26 protein-coding genes are annotated in these 23,737 nt (G+C 44.3%); 5 read left to right on the top strand and 21 right to left on the bottom strand.

Features of this window, described 5'->3' with window-relative positions:
* Window positions 1-34: 34 nt before the first annotated feature.
* From BW952_RS08675 to BW952_RS08625, 11 genes are all read right to left on the bottom strand, one after another.
* Entirely contained in the window at window positions 35-925 is an 891-nt protein-coding gene (locus tag BW952_RS08675) for a class II fructose-bisphosphate aldolase (RefSeq protein ID WP_045849940.1), read from the bottom strand.
* Window positions 926-957: 32 nt separating this feature from the next.
* Entirely contained in the window at window positions 958-1,359 is a 402-nt protein-coding gene (locus BW952_RS08670) for a tetratricopeptide repeat protein (protein WP_045849941.1), read from the bottom strand.
* A gap of 23 nt (window positions 1,360-1,382) precedes the next feature.
* Entirely contained in the window at window positions 1,383-2,672 is a 1,290-nt protein-coding gene (locus tag BW952_RS08665) for a PTS sugar transporter subunit IIC (protein WP_045849942.1), read from the bottom strand.
* 37 nt (window positions 2,673-2,709) lie between these two features.
* On the bottom strand, window positions 2,710-3,018 hold the full coding sequence (locus tag BW952_RS08660; protein ID WP_045849943.1) for a PTS sugar transporter subunit IIB: 309 nt from the start codon (window positions 3,016-3,018) through the stop codon (window positions 2,710-2,712).
* A 64-nt stretch (window positions 3,019-3,082) separates the two neighbouring features.
* Window positions 3,083-5,191 carry a BglG family transcription antiterminator gene (locus BW952_RS08655; protein ID WP_045849944.1) on the bottom strand — a complete coding sequence of 703 codons (2,109 nt, stop codon included), beginning with the start codon at window positions 5,189-5,191 and terminating at the stop codon, window positions 3,083-3,085.
* Window positions 5,192-5,538: 347 nt separating this feature from the next.
* Window positions 5,539-6,450, bottom strand: a complete 912-nt coding sequence (locus tag BW952_RS08650) for an NAD(P)/FAD-dependent oxidoreductase (RefSeq protein WP_045849945.1) — start codon at window positions 6,448-6,450, stop codon at window positions 5,539-5,541.
* An 83-nt stretch (window positions 6,451-6,533) separates the two neighbouring features.
* A complete protein-coding gene (locus BW952_RS08645; RefSeq protein ID WP_045849946.1) occupies window positions 6,534-6,938 on the bottom strand; it encodes an Rrf2 family transcriptional regulator in 405 nt (134 codons plus the stop codon).
* 407 nt (window positions 6,939-7,345) lie between these two features.
* Entirely contained in the window at window positions 7,346-8,050 is a 705-nt protein-coding gene (locus tag BW952_RS08640) for an SDR family oxidoreductase (protein WP_052698386.1), read from the bottom strand.
* Window positions 8,051-8,172: 122 nt separating this feature from the next.
* A complete protein-coding gene (locus BW952_RS08635; RefSeq protein WP_045849947.1) occupies window positions 8,173-8,742 on the bottom strand; it encodes a DUF2812 domain-containing protein in 570 nt (189 codons plus the stop codon).
* A complete protein-coding gene (locus BW952_RS08630) occupies window positions 8,729-9,046 on the bottom strand; it encodes a PadR family transcriptional regulator (RefSeq protein WP_045849948.1) in 318 nt (105 codons plus the stop codon). Before BW952_RS08630 ends, BW952_RS08635 begins: the two co-directional genes overlap by 14 nt.
* 276 nt (window positions 9,047-9,322) lie before the next feature.
* Entirely contained in the window at window positions 9,323-9,841 is a 519-nt protein-coding gene (locus BW952_RS08625) for a helix-turn-helix domain-containing protein (RefSeq protein WP_045849949.1), read from the bottom strand.
* Window positions 9,842-9,979: 138 nt separating this feature from the next.
* On the opposite strand from BW952_RS08625, the gene BW952_RS08620 reads away from it, so the two are divergent.
* The 4 genes from BW952_RS08620 to BW952_RS08605 all read left to right on the top strand — a co-directional run bounded on the left by BW952_RS08620 (window position 9,980) and on the right by BW952_RS08605 (window position 12,579).
* On the top strand, window positions 9,980-10,231 hold the full coding sequence (locus BW952_RS08620) for a PLDc N-terminal domain-containing protein (protein WP_045849950.1): 252 nt from the start codon (window positions 9,980-9,982) through the stop codon (window positions 10,229-10,231).
* Between the two features lie 29 nt (window positions 10,232-10,260).
* Window positions 10,261-11,097, top strand: coding sequence for an ABC transporter ATP-binding protein (locus tag BW952_RS08615; protein WP_045849951.1), 837 nt, complete (start codon window positions 10,261-10,263; stop codon window positions 11,095-11,097).
* Window positions 11,094-11,861, top strand: coding sequence for an ABC transporter permease (locus BW952_RS08610; RefSeq protein ID WP_045849952.1), 768 nt, complete (start codon window positions 11,094-11,096; stop codon window positions 11,859-11,861). The genes BW952_RS08615 and BW952_RS08610 overlap by 4 nt, the downstream gene beginning before the upstream one ends.
* A gap of 457 nt (window positions 11,862-12,318) precedes the next feature.
* Entirely contained in the window at window positions 12,319-12,579 is a 261-nt protein-coding gene (locus BW952_RS08605; protein WP_231581325.1) for a tyrosine-type recombinase/integrase, read from the top strand.
* A 110-nt stretch (window positions 12,580-12,689) separates the two neighbouring features.
* Here the strand turns inward: BW952_RS08605 and glnA are convergent, their stop codons facing one another.
* The 3 genes from glnA to BW952_RS08590 all read right to left on the bottom strand — a co-directional run bounded on the left by glnA (window position 12,690) and on the right by BW952_RS08590 (window position 15,841).
* Window positions 12,690-14,024: a type I glutamate--ammonia ligase gene (glnA, locus tag BW952_RS08600; RefSeq protein WP_045849953.1), complete on the bottom strand. Its 1,335-nt coding sequence runs from the start codon at window positions 14,022-14,024 to the stop codon at window positions 12,690-12,692.
* A 46-nt stretch (window positions 14,025-14,070) separates the two neighbouring features.
* Window positions 14,071-14,466 carry a MerR family transcriptional regulator gene (locus tag BW952_RS08595; RefSeq protein WP_045849954.1) on the bottom strand — a complete coding sequence of 132 codons (396 nt, stop codon included), beginning with the start codon at window positions 14,464-14,466 and terminating at the stop codon, window positions 14,071-14,073.
* 112 nt (window positions 14,467-14,578) lie between these two features.
* The gene (locus BW952_RS08590) at window positions 14,579-15,841 is read right to left on the bottom strand and encodes a methionine gamma-lyase family protein (protein ID WP_045850066.1); all 1,263 of its coding nucleotides are present in this window, start codon (window positions 15,839-15,841) and stop codon (window positions 14,579-14,581) included.
* Between the two features lie 156 nt (window positions 15,842-15,997).
* On the opposite strand from BW952_RS08590, the gene BW952_RS08585 reads away from it, so the two are divergent.
* Window positions 15,998-16,600 carry a trimeric intracellular cation channel family protein gene (locus BW952_RS08585; RefSeq protein WP_045850067.1) on the top strand — a complete coding sequence of 201 codons (603 nt, stop codon included), beginning with the start codon at window positions 15,998-16,000 and terminating at the stop codon, window positions 16,598-16,600.
* 15 nt (window positions 16,601-16,615) lie between these two features.
* On the opposite strand, the gene BW952_RS08580 is transcribed toward BW952_RS08585, so the two are convergent.
* The 7 genes from BW952_RS08580 to BW952_RS08550 form a co-directional block, all read right to left on the bottom strand.
* The gene (locus tag BW952_RS08580) at window positions 16,616-17,251 is read right to left on the bottom strand and encodes a TetR/AcrR family transcriptional regulator (RefSeq protein WP_045849955.1); all 636 of its coding nucleotides are present in this window, start codon (window positions 17,249-17,251) and stop codon (window positions 16,616-16,618) included.
* A gap of 37 nt (window positions 17,252-17,288) precedes the next feature.
* Window positions 17,289-18,197 (bottom strand): AAA family ATPase, encoded by a 909-nt coding sequence (locus BW952_RS08575; RefSeq protein ID WP_045849956.1) that lies wholly within the window; start codon window positions 18,195-18,197, stop codon window positions 17,289-17,291.
* A gap of 77 nt (window positions 18,198-18,274) precedes the next feature.
* The gene (hfq, locus tag BW952_RS08570) at window positions 18,275-18,508 is read right to left on the bottom strand and encodes an RNA chaperone Hfq (protein ID WP_045849957.1); all 234 of its coding nucleotides are present in this window, start codon (window positions 18,506-18,508) and stop codon (window positions 18,275-18,277) included.
* A gap of 42 nt (window positions 18,509-18,550) precedes the next feature.
* The gene (gene miaA, locus BW952_RS08565) at window positions 18,551-19,492 is read right to left on the bottom strand and encodes a tRNA (adenosine(37)-N6)-dimethylallyltransferase MiaA (RefSeq protein WP_045849958.1); all 942 of its coding nucleotides are present in this window, start codon (window positions 19,490-19,492) and stop codon (window positions 18,551-18,553) included.
* Between the two features lie 53 nt (window positions 19,493-19,545).
* Window positions 19,546-21,168 carry a glycerol-3-phosphate dehydrogenase/oxidase gene (locus BW952_RS08560; RefSeq protein WP_045849959.1) on the bottom strand — a complete coding sequence of 541 codons (1,623 nt, stop codon included), beginning with the start codon at window positions 21,166-21,168 and terminating at the stop codon, window positions 19,546-19,548.
* A 152-nt stretch (window positions 21,169-21,320) separates the two neighbouring features.
* Window positions 21,321-22,811, bottom strand: coding sequence for a glycerol kinase GlpK (gene glpK, locus BW952_RS08555; RefSeq protein ID WP_045849960.1), 1,491 nt, complete (start codon window positions 22,809-22,811; stop codon window positions 21,321-21,323).
* Window positions 22,812-22,843: 32 nt separating this feature from the next.
* A complete protein-coding gene (locus BW952_RS08550) occupies window positions 22,844-23,641 on the bottom strand; it encodes an MIP/aquaporin family protein (RefSeq protein ID WP_045850068.1) in 798 nt (265 codons plus the stop codon).
* Between the last annotated feature and the right edge of the window lie 96 nt (window positions 23,642-23,737).

Here is a 23,737-nt window from a genome sequence, read left to right as displayed (position 1 = left end):
ACTCACCATCCATTTACCTTATAGCCTGCGTTTGTTATTTCACCCCCACTGCCTGCTTTTCTCTGCTCATGAATATTCGGTCTTCTTTGTTCATAAAAATGCTGATTTTATGCTTCACCACTTCTTTTACTGCCTGGTTGCATGGAATGATATTATGACGGAGCGATTTGGTTTCTTTCGTTTCCTCGAACGTTTCTTTCGCCGTTTTGGTCCACGCAACAAGGAGTTCTGTACCGACGTTAAACTTTCGAATACCGTTATTGATCAACTCATGAATATCCTGTTCATTTACACCTGTTCCACCATGGATGACCAGCGGCGTATCCACTGCGGCATCAATTTCTTTTAATAAAGGGATATTGACATTGGTTTTGGATTTATACTGCCCGTGATTGGTGCCGATCGCTATGGCAAGCGCATCAACGCCCGTTGCTTTCACAAACTCGACGGCATCTTTTGGATCTGTGAATACTTTATCGTTTTCATCCACGTGAATGCCTTCCTCTGTACCGCCAATTGTTCCGAGCTCTCCTTCCACTGAAACACCATGAGCATGGGCGTATTCGACAACCGCCCGTGTTTTCATAATGTTTTCTTTAAGTGGCAGGTGGGAGCCGTCGTACATAACCGATGTGTAGCCTTTATCAATCGCTTCTTTAATGTCATCAAAATTACGGGCATGATCCAGGTGAAGAACCACATCGACCATTTCCTTTGTAGCCATGGACTGGCATACCGCAACGAAATTTTCGTGACCAATATACTTAGCTGTGTCGATACTCGTTTGAATAATGATAGGAGATCCTTGCTCTTTCGCCGCACGGATCATATCCGGAAGCATTTCTAAATTGTGCGCGTTAAACGCTCCCACTGTATAGTTCAGCTCTTCCGCTTTGCTCGTTACCGCTTTTAATGTCGTATACATATCCATATCTCCCTTTTTTTAAAAGTCTTTTCTTACCGCACACCACGCGTGACATCTTTAGATACTTGCATCATGTGGTCCATCTTGTTCAAATAAACCTGAAGCGCCTTTTCATCCTTTGCTTTTGCAGCCTCTGCTCGTTTTCTGTTGTATAATTTAAGCAATGTTTTGTACCCGTCACCGACGGACTTTTTTAGTTCAATGCTTTTTTCAAATGAATCGATTGCCTGGTCATCCTCTCCAAGCTCAAAGAGAGCCAGGCCTATCTCCTCATGGATTTTTGCTTGTTCATCACCAGCAGACTGCTCCAGCGATGCCCTTTTCTGCGAGATCGTCTGCGTTAGTTTTTCTTTACGCTCTGCCGTTAAAACAACTGATTCTTCCTTTACTTCCGGCTTTGGTTTTTTCTCTTTTTTCTTTCCAAATCCAAACATTGCTTCTGCCTCCTGTTCTCAGCTTAAAATGCTTTTAAAAGCGGACCAATCAACCATGCATACAGCAGGGCTGCCGCAACAGTGTCGACATCAGTAGCTGTTGCGTTGACAAATCCCATTGAATTAAACACCGTGACCAATAAAGCGGGCAGCAGCGTAATAAAGAATCCATGGGCTACACCACCAACCACTGCACCGCGCAGACCTCCAACAACATTGCCGAAAATGCCGGCTGTTCCACCTGCGAAAAAGGCGGTCAGCATACCTGGAAGGATCATCGCCAGGCCAAAGACCGGCAGAACAAACATCGCAATGACACAGCCGATTGTTGTCGTAATAAATCCGACAATCACTGCATTAGGGCTGTATGGAAACAAGACCGGACAATCAAGTGTAGGCTTTGCATTCGGAACTAATCTCATCGCAATACCCCGGAATGCAGGTACAATTTCTCCGAGCAATAAGCGCACCCCTGATAGCAGCACATAAACCCCTACGACAAACTGGATCGACTGCAGGAAAGCAAACATCAGATAGTGAGTGTCTCCTGATAAAGTAGAAGCAAATCCTTCTCCAGCAAATGCCGCTGTAATGATGTAAAGTGGAGTCATCACGACCATCAGAGACAAGTACGTATCCTGTAAAAACTCAAACTGTGCAGGAAGCTCCAGATCTTCAACTGATTTTTTGTTTTCTCCCTTTTCACCGAATACTTTGGCAACACCCGCTTCAAACACGTAACCAATGGTGCAGAAATGACCCAATGCAATATCATCTGATCCGGTAATCTTGCGGACAAATGGCTGTGCAATAGCCGGCATCGCCACAGCGAACACGCCGCCGATAAAACCGCCGGTTAAAATCAGCGCGAGGCCGCGCAGACCGGCAACATAACCAAAAACGGTCGTCATTGTGGCCATCCAAAGAATCGCCTGGCCAGTTAGGAAAATGTATTTCCACTTTGTAAATCGTGCGATCAAAATGTTAAATACAAAAATTGCCAGGGAGGTTAGCGCGATATCACGCCCCAAACCAAGTTCATTCATCGCCTGTCCATTGATAGCCTCGATGGATGGAACGATCCCCTGCATTTGAAACCCTTCTGTAAAAATTTCGCCAAAATAGGTTAGACTGCCGACGATAATGCTGGACCCGGCGGACAGAACCATGAACCCAAGCATTGTTTTTAATGAGCCTGAAAGCACTTGTCCAAATGATTTTTTCTGCAAAATCAGTCCCAGCATGGCAATTAAAGCAATTGTCACCGACGCCTGTGTCAGAATATTGTCTATGATAAAGTTTACAATGCCCATTTATTCCCTTCCTCCCCTGCCCTGTCTAATAGGTGAATTAAGCTAAAACTCCTTTTTCTTTCAACACTGGTGTGATTTTTTCTTCAATTTCTGGTTTTGAGACAATGTTTCGTAAATACACAATCGTTGTTTGGGCCGGATCGATGGCGAACTTTTCAAACTGTGATTTAAAATTTTGCGCTGTGATGATCACATCCGGCTTTTCCGAAGCAGCAGAGGAAATGTCGCTGTGGTCCAGCTTCGCTTCCACACCCAGCTTGCTTAGCACATCCTCAGCCGCCATCTGGCAGGCAAAGCTGCTTCCTAGTCCTGCTCCGCATACAAATAAAATTTTTAATTTTTTCATTTTACTCTCTCCTCGTCATTATTAATTTAAGTGGGGCACTTATTTACAAAAATAAAGATAACGCTTACTTAATCGCTGTACTTCCGTATAAAATTTTGTTGAAGCTGTCTTTATCCTTAGCATCTGTCAGCTTATCCAGTTTTTCCGGATCGTTGATCAGTTCAATCAAATTTTTCATGATGTTAAGATGAGAATAAGAATCAACGGCTGCCAGGCAAAAAACGATCTTCACCGGGTCATTATCCGGGTTTCCAAATACGACCGGCTCCTTTAATGTCATGACACTGATCCCAAGCTGGTTAACTCCGTCTTCTGGTCTCGCATGCGCCAGGGCCAGGTGCTTTCCAACAACGATATACGGGCCGTACTCTTCAACCGATTTAATCATGGCATCCACATAGCGCTCTTCGATGATTTGTCCAGCTAAAAGTACATCAGCTGATTTCGCTATCGCTTCTTTCCAGTCGTTGCATTCCTGCTTGAGAAGAATATGAGAATCCTTCAAGATATCCTGAAGCATTGGCTGAATCTCCCTTGTGTTAATTTTTAAATGTTGGTCTTTAAAAACCGATTCCACGCTTTGATAGATGTCCTTTGTTACGGAGCCGCCGCTTTCAGCGATCAGCGCCAGAATATCTTGCATCAATCTAGTCGCATCCAGTTTTTTTGATATGGTTCTTCTTTTCTCTTGATTCTCAAGCAAAAAGGCGTTGATTTCTTTTTTGTCACTTTCTCTCAAGATGGGATTCAAAAGCAGCACCGGCTTTTTTAAATAGTCAATCGCAATCGTTGTAAATACCAAATCCACGTCGAGCTTGTCAATGAAGCCGATTTCATAAGAGCTTAAGACAGCCACGATTTCTACGTTAAACTGCTCCTTAATGTTAGCGGCAAGCAGCTTTCCGGTTGAAATACCGTGATGGCAGAGAACGACTGCTTGATACACAAACTGTTCATCCTGCTTCATCCGGCTGGCTGAAGTAGAAAAATAAACGGATAAAAAGCCGATTTCATCTTCTGGCAGAGGCTTTTTCGTGTAATACTCGATTTGGCTTTTAAAACAGCTGACCGCCTGATAAATGTCACCATATGATTCTTTGATTGTATCCTTTAGTGGATTAAACGCTTGCAAATCGTTATGCGTTCTGCTTAAAAGACCTGTTATATGCCGATACAACCCTTCATACAAATCATCTTCCTTTTGCGAAAACGGGATGCCTGTCTCCTTCTCCACGTGTTCAATCAGTTGGATTGCCAGAAGCTGAGCTGTCACCCAGTCAAACGAATTATTCATATCTTTCGGATTAAAGGACTCAATGGTAAATGTGATGTACTTTATCTCGTGTACAGATGGATACAGATTAAACGCCAAGCAGATGGCATCAACAAACTGTCTGACAGCATTTTCTCTCATGTCGCTCCTCACTTTAGCGAGCTCACTCAAGGTGTTTCCATCCTGCAGCCTGCGGATCCAAATGCCAAGAAATAAGACAATCTGGTTTCTGTACACTGGATTGATTGCTTCACCTTCTTTTTTCAGAATCCGGTCATAATGCACCCCGATTTCTTCAAGAACGTTTTTGTCCAAATAACTCATTACCAGCTGTTCAGAAAAAGTTTTAATGTTGTTTTCATCCTTCAAGCCCAACATGGAATCAAGATCTGTCATGCTGGTAATCACTTTGTACAGCATGGATCGTATAGATCGTTCATAGCCCCTGAGAACAATTCCCTGTTTCGGAAGGCTTACTATGGAGAGGCCGTATTCTTTCAGGAAGGACCGCAGCTTTCTCATGTCATCATCCAGCGTACTTTTCGATACTCTGAGCGTTTCCTCCATTTCATAAAGAACCGTTGTTTTGGACATATCCATAATCTCCAGTAAAAGAGCGAGAAAGCGCTCGTCCGGCCGATAATAATCCGTTTCTCTTTCAAGACTTACTTTTGAAAGAAGCTTTTCACGGTCCTTATCAGATAGCTCGAGTTTCATTCCTTTTCCTCTGACAGTCATAATGGTTGGGTAATTATTCTCCGCCAGGAATTCATTAATCAGGGTAAGCTCGTTTCTCATCGTTCGCTCACTGGTCGCAAACTCCTTGCTTAAATCTTCAAACGTCATGAAAGTATTTACTTTGAAAAATCGTGTGAGTACTCGCTGTGCGCGTTCTTTCATAGGACGTAACCCCTTTCACAATTTCATTATATTTCGTTGCGTTCCTAAAGTTTAGTATGGATTGTTGCAATTTAAATCTGCAGAAATGTAAGCGCTTGATTTTATAGAGGTTTTTAATCCTGGCAAAAGGCAAGACTTCCCCACCTATTGAGAAGAAAGAGACAACGGGATAAAAAGGGGGGGGACAGAACAAAAGCCGAACATTGCGAAAAAAACGTCGCACGTTCGGCTTCTCTATTTTATCCTCCTTACAGCAAAAAGAAAATGATTCATCTCTTCCCTATTAGAAACTGTGCTGGCACCAGATGTCCCCAATAGAGGAAGCAGATGAAAACAGGAATACCAAATCATGATTCAGTCAAAACGAAAGCCTCTTCAACCAAATCGGCAATGACTCCCGCAGCTGCTTTGCTGCCTTCTCCTGCCGCTATTACAAGCTGAGAAGGTGCGCTGAGTGAGGTATCTCCGCACGCATATATTCCTTTCACGGTCGTTCGCCCAAGTGAATCTATCTTCACCCCACCATTTAAGGTCATCTCACAGCCAAGCTGTTTTGCAAAAGGAGCGGACTGGAGTAAGTCGGTCATAACAATTCCCGCCGTTCTTTTTATCTCCTCGCCGGTTTCCAGCCGAATCGATTGCAGCTGTCCTTCTTTCGAGTGTAGTTGCTCAATCTTTTTCTCTACCACTGTCACGTGCTGCCGGTTCAGCACCTCTTTCTCGGTTTCACTCAGTACCTGGTGGCCATTTGTAAACACAATGACATCGGAGCTCCAGTTGGACAGCAGTTTTCCCATATGAAAAGCTCGTTCATTTTCCGCGATCACGGCCAGCGCCTGATCCCGCATTTCCCAGCCGTCGCAAAACGGGCAGCTGAAGACGCTCGTTCCATACACAAGCGGAAGGCCCTCTATATTCGGCAATACATCCTGAAGACCGGTCGCAAGAATCACCTTTTTCGTTACGTACTCCGCTCCGCTCTTTGTGAGAACGGTGAATAGCTCATCCGCTCGTTCTATGTTTTCCACCCGCTCCTCTTTAATAGAAACAGACGGATACTTTAAGACATCCGCTCTTCCTCGTTTCTTGAACTCAGACGGCTTTACCCCATCCTGCGTGATAAATCCGTGCGATTCCTGTGTCACCCGGTTACGGGGCTGATCCTCATCGAACAAAATGGTTTCACGCCCAGCACGCCCCATAACCAGTGCAGCATTGAGTCCAGCGGGTCCTCCGCCAATAATAATACAATCCAGCATGTAAAACACTCCTTCTCCATAACGTTTATTAAAGACCTTTAATATCTTTAATTAACGTAAAATTTTTTGTTTTTTATTTCACGTTACCGGCTTTTTTCAATTTGCTCCGCAATACTTTGAATCGTCCGGTTCGCCAGCTCTTTTTTCATGCTGCCTTCTGCTTCCATCATCACCCGTTCAATTAAGCATTCACTTTCTTCATGGTCAAACGCACAGTTGAACAGCACAGACTGGCCCTCCACTGCTTCAATCACGTCCAGAAACGAAATATCCCGCTTGCGACGCGAAAGACTGTAGCCGCCTTTTGCCCCAGGCACGGATTCAATTAGACCTGCCTTCACAAGCTTCGTCATAATCTTCGACAAGTACGTCGGAGACAAATCCTGCATAGACGCCAGCTGCTCCATGCTTACCGCCTGCCCCTTAGGCTCCAGCGTCAAGTGCACCATCGTGTGGAGTGCATAATTGGTTGCCTTTGAATACTTCATCTGTCCACCTCACAATCAACACCATTACAGACTGCTAATGTCTATAATTAGTTTATATCATGCTGTGAGAATCTGCAACCTTTTTTATCTGGAAAAATGATATAGGATCGTGCTCTAATGAATCGAAAAGGAAAGCTGACGCAAGCAAAAAAAACTTTGGGTCAGCTCGCAGCTTTCTTATGTCTAACAAGAAACCCTTTAAAGGACGCATCAGGACATAGCTGATACGGCTTTTCTTCACTGTAATTATTCTGCTACACTTTCAAACGCTAGCAGTTATTTCATTTGATGGGCTGCTCATTTCTTAAGTCGGAGTTTATACAAGTCCGGATCACTTGCATCTTTAGCTATCCTTTTCAACTGCTCTATCTCTTCATATACGGATACGACGCTTCCTGCATATTCATCTAACTCACCTGTTGCCATGTGATACGCAAGCTGCGGCGCCTGGTGTGGCTGAACGTCAATATTTTGCTCAAATAAACCTCTATGCCGCCCAAATACCGTTGACCATCTCCACTGTCTCTTTGGTATCGAGTCATGTCTGTATCATTTAAGCCCGGATCTAATGCAAACACCTTTATTGACGTTTCCTTTAATTCTTCAGATAAATTTTCTGTTAATCGCGCAACGCCTGTTTTAGACGTTCCATATCCATTCCCATATTTAAATGCCCCAACGGTTCCTCCGCCAACAATATTGATAACGCTTCCAAATCCCTGCTTTAACATTACTGGCACTACCGCTTGAATACAGTGAAATGGTCCGAATAAGTTAGTCGTTACATCGTTTACCCAGTCTTCCTGTTTCACTTCCCACGTGGGGCCTATTGCTTTAAATGCCCCGGCATTATTAATCCAGACATCAATACGTCCATATTTTTTAATGATATTTTCTACTGCTTGTTGGATTTCTGTTGGGTGGGTCACATCCATGGATATCATGGAATGCTCGGGCGAAAACGTTTCAAGTTGAGTCTGTACTTCTTTTAATTTTTCGAAATCTCGTCCCGTTCCGACTACTGCATATCCCTTTTCTGCAAAAAACAAAGCTGTGTTCCGGCCAATTCCTCTTGTTGCACCCGTTACAACGACTACTTGTTTGTTCCCCATTCAAAATCCTCCGTTTCTAAACGTTTATGTAAATGATTCTCTATACATTGTAGTCGAAGCAACAGGACAAAAACAGTACTGAATCCATTTAAAGCTACTTACCAAAACAGTAGTGATCAACGTTATTTTTCTTTTAACATTGAATACTTTTGATAGGCTTTGTAGTAACTGACACCATAGAAAACAGCCATACATACGGGGATGAGCTTCAAAAGAGCAAAGGGTGTTTCAAACAAAAAGGCTTTCCAAAACAGAACACCTTCCATGCTCCAAAGACCTTCCGTTGCATACACACCTGAATCTTTGAAAAGCATATAAGAGAAAAGCAACAACACGATCGATAAACCGGATGAATACCCCATCAATCTTTTATAATAATTATTTCTCGATTGGCGATCTGAAAAAATGTCATTTTGTTCCCCATCTTCTTTTTGCCAATAGTGAATTCCACCAGGCCAGGAGCCTTTTATATGGTTCCAGCCGAAGTCTTCATATAACACTTTGTAATTATCGCGTTTTTTCTTCGATAAATAGTCTTGATAATCCAGCCGCATGACATTTCTCTTATCGGTTTTTTCGAACGTATAAATGCCTAATCCGCTAATATGGGTACAGCGATAGCCTTTTTGCAATTGTTCGTTCAGCCATTGCTCCTCTTTTTCGATATCAAAAAACAGCTTACATTTCTTCATTCGATTCACTTCCTTCATAAAGGGATAAAATATGCAATAACCTGCTTTGTTCCTTTTTCAAAATGGTTTTTCCTTCCGCCGTTACCATATACACTTTTCTCCGGCCTGACTCTCCAACAGGCTCAATCCAGCCGTGCTTATTCAAATTTTCAATGGCACCATATAACGTACCTGCCGCTAAAATGACAGTCCCGTTGCTTATTTCTTCGATTTTCTGCATAACCGCATAGCCGTGAAGTGGCTCACGCAGAGCTAATAAAATATAATGCATCGTTTCAGACAATGGCAATAACTTATGTTTCATACTCTCAGCCTCTATTCAGTTTGACTATATAGTTGAACTTAATAACAATATAATACAGTTCAACTGAATAGTCAACATCAGTTAACGAAACTTAAATAAAAAGTGTGATAACAAGGCGAAAATCAATTTAAAAAGCCGCTACCCTTTAATTAAGGATAGCGGTTTTTTATGGAGTCTTCCGTTACATGGAAGGTTTTCAATTTAAAACGACACGATAACCAAGCTCGAATTAAACACGAGAAATTTCCCTGGTGACGTTTAACTCTTGAAAGATACTCATGGAATAATGATCAATGAAATCGTGCGATCTTTACCTTCTTCTGAGTCTTCTTCATTGTAGTATTTTTCTAAAAGCGTACGCAGCTCTGATTGGAAATCGTTAAATGAATCATTTGTTAAATTCATTTTTACTAAAGAGAATGTCGATTGGTCTTGGAAGTGATCCGCGGTACTGCTTTCATGATAGTTTTTATAATTTTGTAAAATATACATGAAAAAGTAGGTGACAAATTTTATTTTTTCGCTATATGATGCAGAATACCACTCTTCTTCACTGATTTTGTACCCTTGAGTATTCAACGCATACAGTTTCTCTTCGACTTTTCCAATACGATTCATTCCAACAATTTTTAGTAAGTCATCCTCAACCATTGAATTTACATGCCTGTATAACGTTGCTTGTGATACGTCCTTCAGTAATTTATTCAGCTGCATGATCGATAACCCTTCATCATGATCTATTAACTCTAAGGCTATTTTAAACCTGACTTGATTTTTAAATAAATCAAACTCCATTTCGTTTATCCCCTTTTTCTTTCTTCTTAGTTAGCTATTATATATTCTTTCCTCTACTTTACCAAAATTTTATTATTTAGTTGACTTTTCAATTATCATTATCGATAATGATAATATATCATGAAAGGAGATATAACGATGAATACAGACATTACGGCACTACTAGAAATGAATTGGGCTGAAATTCTGCCTTTTGTCCTGCCCGTCATTATTTTTAATGTCTTGCTGGTAGGCGTTGCCTTGTTCGATTGGTTTAAGAGAAGAAGCTTGATCGTCGCACCTTTTATTTGGTTAATCGTTATTATTCTCGTGCAATCATTCGGACCCATCTTGTATTTAGTTATTGGAAGGAGGATTATTAAAAATGATCACAGTCACGGAGCTTCATAAGACCATAAAGAAAAGAAAAATATTAAATAATGTTTCTTTTTTCAATTTCAAAAGGTGAATGTGTCGGCTTATTAGGACCGAACGGGGCGGGCAAAACGACGCTGATCAAATGCATGACAGGAATCCTTCATCCTGAAGAAGGAGAAATTATGTTCAATTCCAAAGCGATCATTCAGCACAAAAGGCATATTGGCTATTTATCACAATACACAGACTTTAAGCCATGGATGACCTGTGAAGAATCGCTTCTTTTCTTTGGTAAATTATCTGGATTAGATCGTACATTTTTGAAGGAAAATACGACAAAGGTTTTGGAAGAGGTTGGTCTCAAGGACAGAAAAAATGATAAGGTTGAGCAGTTATCAGGTGGGATGAAACAAAGACTTGGAATTGCCCAGGCAATTTTGCATCAACCGCTATTGCTCATTTTAGATGAACCTGTTTCTGCGCTAGATCCCATTGGCCGAAACGAAGTGAAAAAGTTGATTGCCCGATTAAAAAAAAGAGCGACCATCCTCCTATCAACTCATATTTTAGACGATGCCGCCACATTTTGTGATCGATACATTATTATACGGAAAGGAACAATAGTGGGTGATATTGACAATGAAAATAACGAATCAGATAGAAAAAGAATCATTGTTGAAATTGAGAACGCAGAAAGTATAAAGGAACCGTTAACAAATTCAGAAATAAAAGAAATGGAACGCATTTCAAAAAACACTTTTCTCTTAACAGGAACTAAAAAACTGGATCTAACAGAGGTTGTTGCTGACTTTTCACAAAAAGGTGTAGATATTGTCTCTATTCGATTTTATAAAAAAGAGATAGAAGAGATTTTTCTAGAGATGGTATCGGATACATGAAAAACCTTCAAACGTTAATGCAGGCAGAATTATTAGAAGCTCTTAAGGATTTTAAATTTATCTGGCTCACTATATTTTTTGTGATTCTAGGAGTTACACAGCCTTTAATCCACAAATATATGGATGTCATACTTGAACATGCTGGTGGCGCTGATGGAATAACAATAGACCCAAACAGAACAACCCCATCATCTGCTGAAGTGCTTTTATCAACCGTATCCGGACAATTTAGTCAAATAGGCCTTGTCATTCTAGTCATTAGTTTTATGGGGTTAATCGCTGCCGATCGAAATAATGGCATACAGGATTTTATTTTGACTCGACCTGTTTCCGTACGATCCTACCTCCTATCCAAGCTGACAAGCCACTGGCTCATTAGTATGTTTAGTATATCAATCGGAGCATTAATTTCTTATTTTTATACTAACCTTTTATTCGATTCTTTCTCTTTTACTAGTTTTCTGTTCTTCTTAGTTTTATACAGTCTTTGGATTTTATATATTGTAAGCCTGACTATACTAATAAGCACCTTCTTTAAAAGTCCAATCATTATAGCGATCACAACGATTTTATTATCTATATTCTTTATCATAATAAAAGGATTTAACCATATCTTTTTTCAGCTTTCACCAGGAGGAATATTAAATGTAGCAGAAAACAAACTACTGTCGCTTCAGGATATAAATTATTTTAGCATTCTGACTTGTCTGCTTTTCGTCTTGCTTAACATATCTTTGGCGAATGTAAATATAAAAAGGTCATAAAAAGGGATGTTCAGAAGGAAAAATATGTTTTGTCCTCGCTGTCAAGAAACACCCAGAAGAACTGATCATCATAAAGTAGCTCATCTAGGATAATCAATATTCCTTCTCCTCAATTCAAAGTTCTAAAGGGAGTGGCAACCAAACTATTTTGCCTTTTACTTTTATGTGCCGGGCTTCATTAAGCACCGTCAGACGATTTTTAGCGAAAACTGTTAAAAAAATCTAAGCAATAATTGTTCATGAAGTATTGATGGTTACAACTACCAGAACGAATAGACTGTACCTAATAATTCTCCTACGATGCATAAAGGTTTTACCCCCTTATTTTGTTGCTTAGGGTTTAATCGATCATGCCACTTGAAGACCACCTCATAATCAACGGTTGTAATAGGATGAGCTGTATGCCCATGTATGCCCATGAATTAGATTTAGTGTTGTGCCGTGGTGATGGAACCCAATTCCGAAGTCCACATTATTCAATGCATTCAATAGCTGCCTAAAAAAGAGGTTTGGACCAAAACTTCCTATACATTCGAGTCACCATACTCATGCAGTTATGCTACTAGAAGCCGGCGCAGATATGAAGATGGTTCAAGAACGACTTGGTCATGGCTCTATGCAGATTACTGCCGACGTATATGCCCACGTTTCAAAGAAGATGGAGTCAAGATCATTGGATCGATTTGATAGCTATATGCAGCAATTAGAGGAATCGTAAAAATTCCGTGGTTAAAATGTGGTAACTATTAAAAAAGGTTACCACGAGCACTGTTTTCGTGGTAAAAGAAAAAACCCCTTGAAGCCATACGGCTCAAGGGGTTGAGTTTCTTAGTACATTGACATGTATTGCTCGCGCTCCCAAGGGTGAACTTGTGTGCGGAACATATCCCATTCGATTTCTTTCGCCTCAATGAAGTGCTCAAGAATGTGCTCGCCAAGTGCGTTTTTGATTGTCTCGTTTTTCTTCAAGACGTCAAGTGCAAGTGACAGGTTGGATGGAAGATCGCGTACGCCTTCTGCTTCGCGCTCGTCTTTGTCCATTGCATAGATGTTGCGGTCTACTGGTGCTGGCGGAGCCATTTCGTTCTTGATTCCGTCAAGACCTGCAGCTAGAAGTACAGCCATTGCAAGGTATGGGTTCGCAGCCGGGTCAACGGAACGAACTTCTACACGTGTGCTCATGCCGCGTGAAGCCGGGATACGGATTAGCGGGCTGCGGTTTTGGCCAGACCATGCAACGTAGCAAGGTGCTTCGTAGCCAGGAACTAGGCGCTTGTATGAGTTTACTGTTGGGTTACAGATCGCTGTGAACGCTTCTGCGTTTTTCACTGTACCGGCAATAAACTGGTACGCTGTTTCGCTTAGTTTCAATTCGCCGCTTTCATCAAAGAACGAGTTTTTGCCGTCTTTGAATAGAGACAAGTTCATGTGCATACCAGAGCCGTTTACGCCGAACAATGGTTTTGGCATGAATGTCGCGTGCAAGCCGTGCTTGCGTGCAATTGTTTTAACAACAAGCTTAAATGTTTGGATGTTGTCACAAGCTGTGATCGCATCTGCATATTTAAAGTCGATTTCGTGTTGTCCTGGCGCTACTTCATGGTGAGATGCTTCGATTTCAAAGCCCATTTCTTCAAGCTCAAGAACGATATCGCGACGGCAGTTTTCGCCAAGGTCTGTTGGCGCAAGGTCGAAGTATCCGCCGTTATCGTTTAGCTCAAGTGTCGGCTCGCCTTTTTCATCTAGCTTGAACAAGAAGAATTCCGGCTCAGGTCCAAGATTGAAATCTGTGAAGCCTAGCTCTTTCATTTCGCCAAGCACGCGTTTCAAGTTTGCACGCGGGTCGCCTGGGAACGGATCGCCTTCAGGAGTGTAGATATCGCAGATAAGACGTGCCACTTTCCCTTTTTCAGCAGTCCAAGGGAAAACAACCCAAGTGTCAAGATCCGGGTACAAGTTCATGTCTGATTCTTCAATGCGGACGAAACCTTCGATTGAAGAGCCATCGAACATCATTTTGTTGTCGAGCGCTTTATCAAGCTGGCTCACGGGGATCTCTACGTTTTTGATTGTGCCAAGAATGTCTGTGAACTGTAGACGAATGTATTTTACGTCTTGTTCTTTTGCTAATCGCTGAATGTCTTCACGTGTGTACTTACCCATTTGTTATCCATTCCTCCTCAAATATGTAAACCTTGTATGCAAAAGATTAGTGAAAAAACCGCCGGTCCATTCCCGAAGCGCGGTTGAAGCGTCCCGCATTGATTAACTCTTTGCGGAGAAGCTTGCGAAGCTCTTCATCGGTGAACTCTTTTTTCGATTTTACGCCACTATCTTTTGTTTCTAATTCAAGTTCCTGCGAATCATCCTTCAGCAGGATTTTTTTAATCCCGGCCATATTGATGCCCTGGTCAAGAAGGTCTTTCACTTCAAGCAGACGGTCAATGTCGTTCAATGAATAGAGACGCCGGTTTCCATCAGAACGATCCGGGGTAATTAAATGATGCTGCTCATAATAGCGAATTTGCCTCGCGGATAAATCGGTTAGTTTCATCACTGTTCCCATTGGAAAAAGCGGCATCGTCCGGCGTATTTGGCTGCTCATGTTTTCCCCTCCTCTTTCATCATCTGATACATTTACTATAAATCATGTTATTTCATTTGTCAACACGGTGTAACCTTTTATCACACAAATTTATTTATAGTTTAAAAGGTTGTCAGATTTTTTTGGATTCGATTAAATAATCCAGCGCACTGGCAATCGCTATCTTCACATGTGCATACGTGAGTCCGCCTTGTACGTATGCTGCGTATGGCGGGCGAAGCGGGCCATCTGCTGTTAATTCGATGCTTGCCCCTTGAATAAATGTTCCAGCGGCCATAATGACATCGTCCTCATAGCCTGGCATATAAGCAGGCTGCGGCGTCACGTGTGAGTTGACCGGCGATGCAAATTGAATAGCCTGACAAAAAGCGACCATTTTCTCGCGGTCATCAAACTGAACAGCTTGAATTAAATCCGTACGCGGCGCATTCCAGGCAGGCGTTGTTTTCATGCCGAACTGCTCCAGCATCGCCGCGGTAAACACCGCGCCTTTTACACTTTGCGCCACAACATGAGGGGCCAAAAACAAGCCCTGGTACATTTCCTGCAGGCTGTAAAGACTCGCCCCCGCTTCAGCGCCAATGCCAGGTGACGTCATACGGTACGAACAGCTTTCAACAAATTCCTTTTTCCCTGCGATGTAGCCGCCTGTTTTGGCGATGCCGCCGCCCGGGTTTTTAATTAATGATCCGGCGATTAAATCCGCACCGGCGTGAAGCGGCTCTTCCCGCTCAACAAATTCACCGTAGCAGTTATCCACGAACACAACCGCATCCGGCTTTATTTCCTTCACGACCGTAATCATTTCCCGAATTTCTTCTATTGTAAACGACGGACGGACGGCGTATCCTTTTGAACGCTGAATCGCCACCATTTTCGTTTTTTCATTGATGCTTTGGCGAATCTGGTCAAAATCTGGTTTTCCCTGGTCGGTTAAGTCTACATGCTTATAGGAAATGTTAAATTCACGCAGCGACCCATTTGATGGTCCACTTATGCCGATAATTTCATCTAATGTATCATACGGCTTTCCTGTAATGTACAAAAGCTCGTCACCCGGACGCAAAATGCCGAACAATGAGATGGTAATCGCATGTGTGCCGGAAATGATTTGCGAACGAACGAGGGCACGCTCACCGCCCAGCACATCGGCGTATACGCTTTCTAGCGTTTCCCTGCCGGCATCATCGTATCCATAGCCGGTTGACGGGGTGAAATGAAAATCGCTGACCTGGTTTTTCTGAAAGCTTTGCAGCACACGAAACTGGTTGTACTCAGCCATTCCATCGATTTCTTGGTGGACTTCGGCGATTTTCGCTTCGGCCAGGTCCGCTTTTTCCCGAATCATCGGGCCGTTTTTTAATAAGTCAAACATGCTTGTCATAAATTTGTTCCTACTTTCCTTATCACTCGTTCTTATCATAGCAAAAGACCGGTTTTCTTAAAAGAAAAAGTAGCCGTTAGGCAGGCAATGGTTTATAATAATAGCCGAACATTAAACATTTCGGATGAAAGAAGGTTCGTGATGGACATTACGTGGGACATCTTTACCGTCATCGGAACCATTGCCTTTGCGATTTCTGGGGCGATTGTGGCGATGGAAGAAGAGTACGATGTATTCGGCATTTATATATTAGGCATGATTACCGCATTTGGCGGCGGGGCGATCCGGAATTTGCTTATTGGCGTACCGGTTTCGGCTTTATGGGAGCAGGGCGAGTTTTTTACGATTGCGGCGCTTTCGATTACAGCGGTCATTTTATTCCCGCAAAATCTGCTTCGCCACTGGCCGGTGTGGGGAAACTTTTTTGATGCGATTGGCCTGGCTGCGTTTGCGGTTCAAGGGGCTCTGTATGCGGCGGGGATGAATCATCCGCTCAGCGCGGTGGTCGTGGCGGCCGTTTTAACGGGGAGCGGAGGCGGACTGGTTCGTGACGTGCTTGCCCAGCGGAAGCCGGCTTTGCTGCGAGACGAAGTGTACGGCGTATGGGCGGCTCTTGCCGGCTTAATTATCGCTCTTGGCGGAGCTGAAACGCCTGCTCAGCTCATTATATTATTTATGTTTATTGCCGTGCTCCGTATTTTATCGTACAAATATGGCTGGCATTTGCCTAAGAGAACTGTAAAATTTTAAAAACAGAAGCCATCCTCATTGGACGGCTTCTGTTTTTAATATAAACCGTTCTCCTTTTCCGGCTTTCATCGCTTCTTCCGTTAAAAGAGAATGGATCATCATGTCGTTGAAGATGCGGGCAATGTCTTCAATCGACAGCTCCCCTTCTGTTTTAAACCATTTGTACATCCAGTTGATCATGCCCATAATCGCCATGGTTGAAATTTGCGCTGGCACCTCCGGACGAAAATCGCCGTTGTCCTGGCCTTCCCGAATGATTTGCAAAAGCAGCTGCCGGTATTCTTCACGCTTGTCGTTAATTTGCTTTTCAAAGTCGCCCTTTAAATACGTGCTTTCCTGATAGAACACCGTAATATGGGGCTTATACAAATCAAAGATCCGGGTGAATGACGTGATAATGCCGCACATTCTGGAAACGGGATCGGTTTCTTTATCATACGTTTCTTTTGCTTTATTGAGCAAATAGGAAATAAACACATCATGTATATGATAAAGCAGTTCATCCTTTGAGCGGAAATTGTGGTAAAATCCGCCTTTGGACGTTCCGCACTCATCCACAATTTGGTCGACCGTTACGCCATGGTAGCCGTGCTTTTCAAACATGATTAAAGCGGTTTCAATGATTCTTTCCTTAACAGGCTTTTTTTTCATCTTCATCATCCTTTTCGACATTTTACCATATGTGTCTTTATGGTGACAATTGAAAATCCTCACCCTTCAGCATTTTCAATTCTTTCTTTGAGTGCACGGATTGCGCCATTAAGCGGAGAGCCTGCCGCCGCGCTGCTTTTTCAATTAACGTCCGGATGTTGCGCCCGTTGGCAAATCGAAGCCCGCTGATCCGCTTTTCCTGCTCAATAATGGAACGAAGCAGCGGCCGTCCGACTGTATCAATTTCGTACTTTTTTTCACCTGCAATCACGTCGGCAATCTGCAGCAGCTCCTCTGTTGTATAGTCCGGGAAATGATGGATCAACGGAAACCGTGATTGCAGGCCGGGGTTCATCGACAAAAAATGCGCCATTTCGCGCGGATAGCCCGCTAAAATTAAAATGAATCCATTTTGATGGTCTTCCATTTGCTTCACAAGCGTATCAATGGCTTCTTTCCCGAAATCCTTTTCCCCGCCTCGCGCCAGCGAATAGGCCTCGTCGATAAAAAGAACACCGCCGAGTGCTTTTTTCACGAGATCACGCGTTTTCTGGGCGGTATGGCCGATGTATTCACCGACTAGATCGGCACGCTCTGCTTCGATAAACTGCCCTTTTTCCAACAGGCCCAGTTTTTTAAACATGGAAGCAATCAGCCTTGCCGCTGTCGTTTTTCCTGTTCCCGGGTTTCCAGTAAACAGCATGTGCAGCATCTGCCCTTTTGTCTCAAGGCCTGCTTCCATCCGTTTTTTATTTATATAAGCAGAGGCATAAAGCTCCCGCACAAGTACTTTTAAGCCAGTCAGGCCGATGAGGGATTCCATTTCCTGTTCGATTGAGCGGAGAAGACCGTGTTCTGGATGATCCGGCCAGTCCACTGCCTGTGCCGGCTTTTCTTTCGGGTTCAGGACGACATGAATACGGCCTTCTTTATTTGTTTGCTTCATGCGACGCCCCTCCTTTATACAATACATATGCGCACCCATGAAAAAAAGACCCGCTTCACGCGGATCTTCACTGCAACTTATTCTTGTTCGTCAAAGTTTAAGCTGACGCTGCGCTGAGGAGCAAAGGTAGAGATGGCATGTTTGAACACAAGCTGCTGCTTGCCGTCCGTTTCCACAAGAACGGTGAAATTATCAAATCCTTTAATGAGACCGCGCAGCTGAAAACCGTTCAGTAAAAAAACAGTAACCATTGTGTTTTCTTTGCGCAGCTGGTTCAAAAATTGATCTTGAATGTTAATCGGCTGTTTCATGCGTTTTCCTCCTCTTTCTAGCTGAATCCATTATTACTAATTCTACCTCAGATTCAGCTTTCCTGCCAGCAGCGAGCAAATTTGTTGTTTTTTTTCGTTCCGCTCGTCTTCAATTGTCAGATCGAACCAGTCAAGCTCCATTTTATTGCGGAACCAGGTAAGCTGACGCTTGGCGTAACGGCGGGAGTTTTGCTTTAGCAGATCGGCTGCTTCCTGGAGCGTCTGCTCGCCGCGCAAGTACGGAAACAGCTCTTTGTAGCCGATCGCCTGGACAGCAGGTGCAAGGTCAAGCTTCATGCTGTACAGCCACTTTGCTTCGTCCAGCAGCCCTGACTCGATCATTGCATCCACCCGGCGGTTGATCCGTTCATACAACACCGGCCGGTCGAGCGTAATGCCGACGATGGCTGCATCATATTTCTCATCCGGTGCATCCAGCCGTTTCCGCTTTGACGCAGGCTCACCAGTCAAGCGGTATATTTCAAGCGCCCGAATCGTCCGCCGCACATTGTTCGGATGAAAAGCAGCCGCGGTTTCAGGATCGACCGCTTTTAACTGATCATGGATTGCCTCCGGGCCGAGCCGCTCTGCTTCTTCTTCTATTTGCTTGCGGACAGAGGCATCCGCCGCATCATCCCCAAACTCGTAATCATACAGCACCGATTGAATATAAAGACCGGTTCCGCCGCAAATGATCGGCAGCTTTCCACGTGCGTTAATGTCCGCTATTTTCTCGCGTGCCAGCAGCTGAAATTCAGCCGCTGAAAACGATTCATCCGGGTTTTTAATATCGATTAAATGATGCGGCACTCCGGCCATTTCTTCCTTTGTTGCTTTGGCGGTGCCGATGGACAGTCCGCGGTAAATTTGCATCGAATCACCGCTGATCACTTCTCCGTTCAGCTTTTTTGCCAGGTAAATGCTTAAGTCCGTTTTTCCGGAGGCAGTCGGGCCAATGACGACCGCCACTTTGTCTTTCTTCACATTGATTCACAGCCTTTTTGGATAAGTACCCTTATTATAACGGATACCCTTCGTTACGAACAGGCTGCGATTTCCGCTTCCAGCTCAGCTGTATGAGCGACCTTTTCCTCTGCTGACCAGTTAAAATGCTCTGCCAGCTGATCGATGACCGGCTGCTTGTACGTCAGCACCGTTTCAATGTCAAACAAAAGAGCACCTGTGCGGCGGATGAAAAAGTCAGCCGGCGTGTACGCCATTTCTTCTTCGATTGCGTACAGCAGCTGCGCGTTTAACACGGCTGGAAGAGGACTTTCCTTTTTGTAAGCAAACACCTTTTCCGCATTTGATCCGTACATGTGCACAATTTTGGCTGCTTCTTCTTCGGTAAAGCCTTTTGACACGCCGACAGCTGTTTTCGCCTTCACAAACGATTTGAAGTTCGCTGAGCCGCCGACATCTCCACCGGAAATCGGCAAATGCTTTGTTTCAGAAGCACTGTACATAATGCCTTTTTCTTCCTTTAATCGCTTCGTCACTAAATCAACAATCGTTTCCGCCATTTTCCGGTAGCCGGTTAACTTTCCTCCCGCGATCGTCAGCAAGCCTGATTCCGCTTCCCAAATCTCATCCTTGCGGGAAATTTCTGACGGGTCTTTGCCGTCCTCATAAATAAGCGGACGCACACCCGACCAGGACGATTCGATATCCCCTTCTCCTACGTTGACCTCAGGGAACATGAATCGAATGGCTTCTAGCAAATACGCTTTGTCTTCAGCCGTTACGTCCGGGCGAATCGGGTCGGAGTTGTAGAACGTATCGGTTGTGCCGACGTATGCCTTGCCTTCACGCGGAATCGCAAATACCATCCGCTTGTCCGGTGTATCAAAATAAACCGCTTGATGCAGCGGGAAAACCGACTGATCAATGACAATGTGAACCCCTTTCGTTAAACGAAGGTGCTTGCCGTTTTCACTGCCGTCTTTTTTGCGGACTTCATCCACCCACGGTCCGGAGGCATTAATCACTTTTGTGGCGGAAATTGTCATCGACTCTTTTGTCAGCTGGTCCACCGCCTGAATGCCGGTTACTTTTCCATTGTCATACGTAAAGCCATCCGCTTTTACGTAGTTCAAGCAAAGCGCTCCTTTTTCCACGGCTTTTTTCATGACTTCAAGCGTGAGACGCGCATCATCTGTGCGGTACTCCACGTAATAGCCGCCGCCTTTTAAGCCGTCTTTTTTAATTAACGGCTCTTTTTGAAGCGTCTGTTCTGCTGAAAACATTTTCCGGCGTTCTGAACGCTTAACGCCTGCTAAAAAGTCATACACGCGAAGGCCAAACGACGTGGAAAGCGGTCCGAATGTTCCGCCTTCGTGAAACGGAAGGAGCATCCATTCCGGTGTCGTCACGTGCGGTCCGTTTTCATAGACAATCGCCCGCTCTTTCCCGACCTCTGCGACCATTTTCACTTCAAATTGCTTTAAATAGCGAAGACCGCCATGAACAAGCTTCGTTGACCGGCTGGACGTGCCTGCCGCAAAGTCCTGCATATCGATTAATGCCGTTTTTAATCCGCGCATGGAGGCGTCGAGCGCAATGCCGGCACCGGTAATGCCGCCGCCGATCACGAGCACATCATATTGTTCCTGCTTCAAAGATTTGATCATGTTTGTTCGATTATTATTTGTAAATGTCATCTTCTGTCATCCCCTTTTGCTATCTTCTTTTTTATACCCCGGGATACACAAAAAGAGACCTGAAAGAACAAAACAGTGTTGGCTGTCTTGCTTTCAGGTCTCTCCCGTTTCTCCGGACAATGTATTAACTTATATCCATTGTACCATTCGTGTTATTGAAACGCAATAGCCGCTTTCACTGCTTTTTTCCATCCGCTGTACAGCTGCTCGCGTGTTTCTTCCTCCATCGCAGGCTCGAACGTGCGGGCAACCTTCCAGTTTTTCGCGATTTCGGAACGGTCATCCCAGAAGCCGACAGCTAGACCCGCTAGATAGGCCGAACCGAGCGCTGTTGTTTCGTTAATTTGTGTGCGTTCAACCGGCACATCCAGAATATCGCTCTGGAACTGCATGAGGAAGGAATTCATGACGGCTCCTCCGTCGACGCGAAGTGTTTTCAGCGAAATGCCAGAGTCTGCTTCCATCGCTTCTAGGACATCCTTTGTTTGATACGCCAGTGATTCCAGCACTGCGCGAATAAAGTGCTCCTTATCCGTCCCTCGTGTTAAGCCAAACACAGCGCCGCGTACATCGCTTTCCCAGTAAGGAGTACCAAGTCCAACAAAGGCCGGAACGACATATACGCCATCTGTTGATTCAACACGCTCTGCATATTGCTCACTATCCGATGCGTTTTTCAGCATGCGCATGCCGTCGCGGAGCCACTGAATGGCAGAGCCAGAAACGAAAATACTGCCTTCGAGCGCGTATTCTACCTTGCCATCGATTCCCCAGGCGATTGTCGTGAGTAAGCCGTGCTCGGATTTCACTGCTTTCTCGCCGGTATTCATCAGCATAAAGCAGCCGGTGCCGTACGTATTTTTCGCCATGCCCTTTTCAAAGCAGGCCTGTCCAAACAAAGCGGCCTGCTGATCGCCTGCTGCACCGGCCACTGGAATTTCCTGACCGAAAAAGTGAAACGGAGCTGTTGTGCCGTAAACCTCTGACGACGGACGCACCTCCGGAAGCATTTCCTTTGGCACAGTTAAAATATCTAACAGCTCTTGATCCCATGTTAATTCGTGAATGTTAAACATAAGCGTGCGGGCAGCGTTGGAATAATCTGTCACGTGCGCTTTTCCGCCTGTCATTTTCCAGATGAGCCATGTGTCGATTGTGCCGAATAGCAGCTCACCCTTTTCAGCGCGCTCGCGGGCACCGTCCACGTTTTCAAGCAGCCATCTGACTTTTGTACCGGAAAAATACGGGTCAACGAGAAGTCCGGTTTTATCACGGAATGTTTGCTCATGACCGTTCGCTTTAATATCCGCACAAATGTCAGCCGTCTGGCGTGACTGCCACACGATGGCGTGGTAAATCGGACGGCCGGTTTCTTTGTCCCATACAACCGCTGTTTCACGCTGGTTTGTAATGCCGATCGCTTCTACCTGGTTCGCATGAATATCCACTTCACTCAGCACGGTTGCCATGCATGATAAAACGGATGCCCAGATTTCATTGGCGTCGTGCTCCACCCAGCCCGGATTCGGAAAATACTGCTTGAATTCCTTTTGTGCCGAGTGAACGATTTCTCCTGCTTTGTTGAATAAAATAGCCCGTGAACTTGTTGTTCCCTGATCAATTGACATAATGTACTTTTCCATTTGACTACTCCCCTTTGTTTATAATTGTGTGTTTAAGCAGCTGTTCTGACTGAGATCCCTTTCACCGCTATGATAAAAATAGCTGCTGCTGCTAACGCGATAAAAAAGGCACTGGCTCCTTCATTTAAGAAAAAGCCTTTATAGAAAAATGCAGCAAGAACAGAGCCGAGCACCGGTCCCACTACAGGAATCCAAGCATACTTCCAGTTTGAATGGCCCTTGCCCGGAATCGGCAGCAGAAAATGAGCGAGACGCGGTCCGAGATCCCGAGCCGGATTAATCGCATAACCTGTTGTGCCGCCGAGCGACAATCCAATCGCGATAATTAAAAAGCCGACAATAAGCGGATTCAATCCATCTGTAAAGCTGTTGGCACCAATCGCCAGCAAGCCAAGAACCAGCATAAAGGTGCCAACGAGTTCACTGATGATATTTGCATAAGGATTGTTCACAGCTGGCGAGGTGGCAAACACGCCTAGCTTCGTACCGGGATCGTCTGTTACTGCCCAGTGCGGCAGAAAATGAAGAAATACAACCGCTGCTCCAATCATCGCCCCAATCAGCTGAGCGGTTATATACACTATAACATCTGCCCACGGAAAAGAGCCGGTGATCGCAAGGCCAATGGTGACGGCCGGGTTTAAATGAGCACCGCTTACACCACCGACCGCATACACAGCCATAGCGACAGCCAGCCCCCATCCGAATGAAATGACAATCCATCCGCTTCCGTTCGCAAAAGATCCTTTTAAATTTACGTTGGCACATACACCTGCACCGAAAATAATGAGCATAGCGGTTCCAATCAATTCTCCCATAAATGGGGTCATCATTCATCCACTCCTTTGGTTGTTTGCATCCTTGGGCGCCCGGATTGTTTGATGAAGAACATAAAAAAACTCACACTGATCCCTGTAACGGGTCTC

This window comes from Domibacillus enclensis (assembly GCF_900156125.1).
In the GTDB taxonomy this organism is placed as follows: domain Bacteria; phylum Bacillota; class Bacilli; order Bacillales; family Domibacillaceae; genus Domibacillus; species Domibacillus enclensis.
Note: the sequence above shows the minus strand (reverse complement) of the source record. Positions and strands in the feature narration are given on the sequence as shown.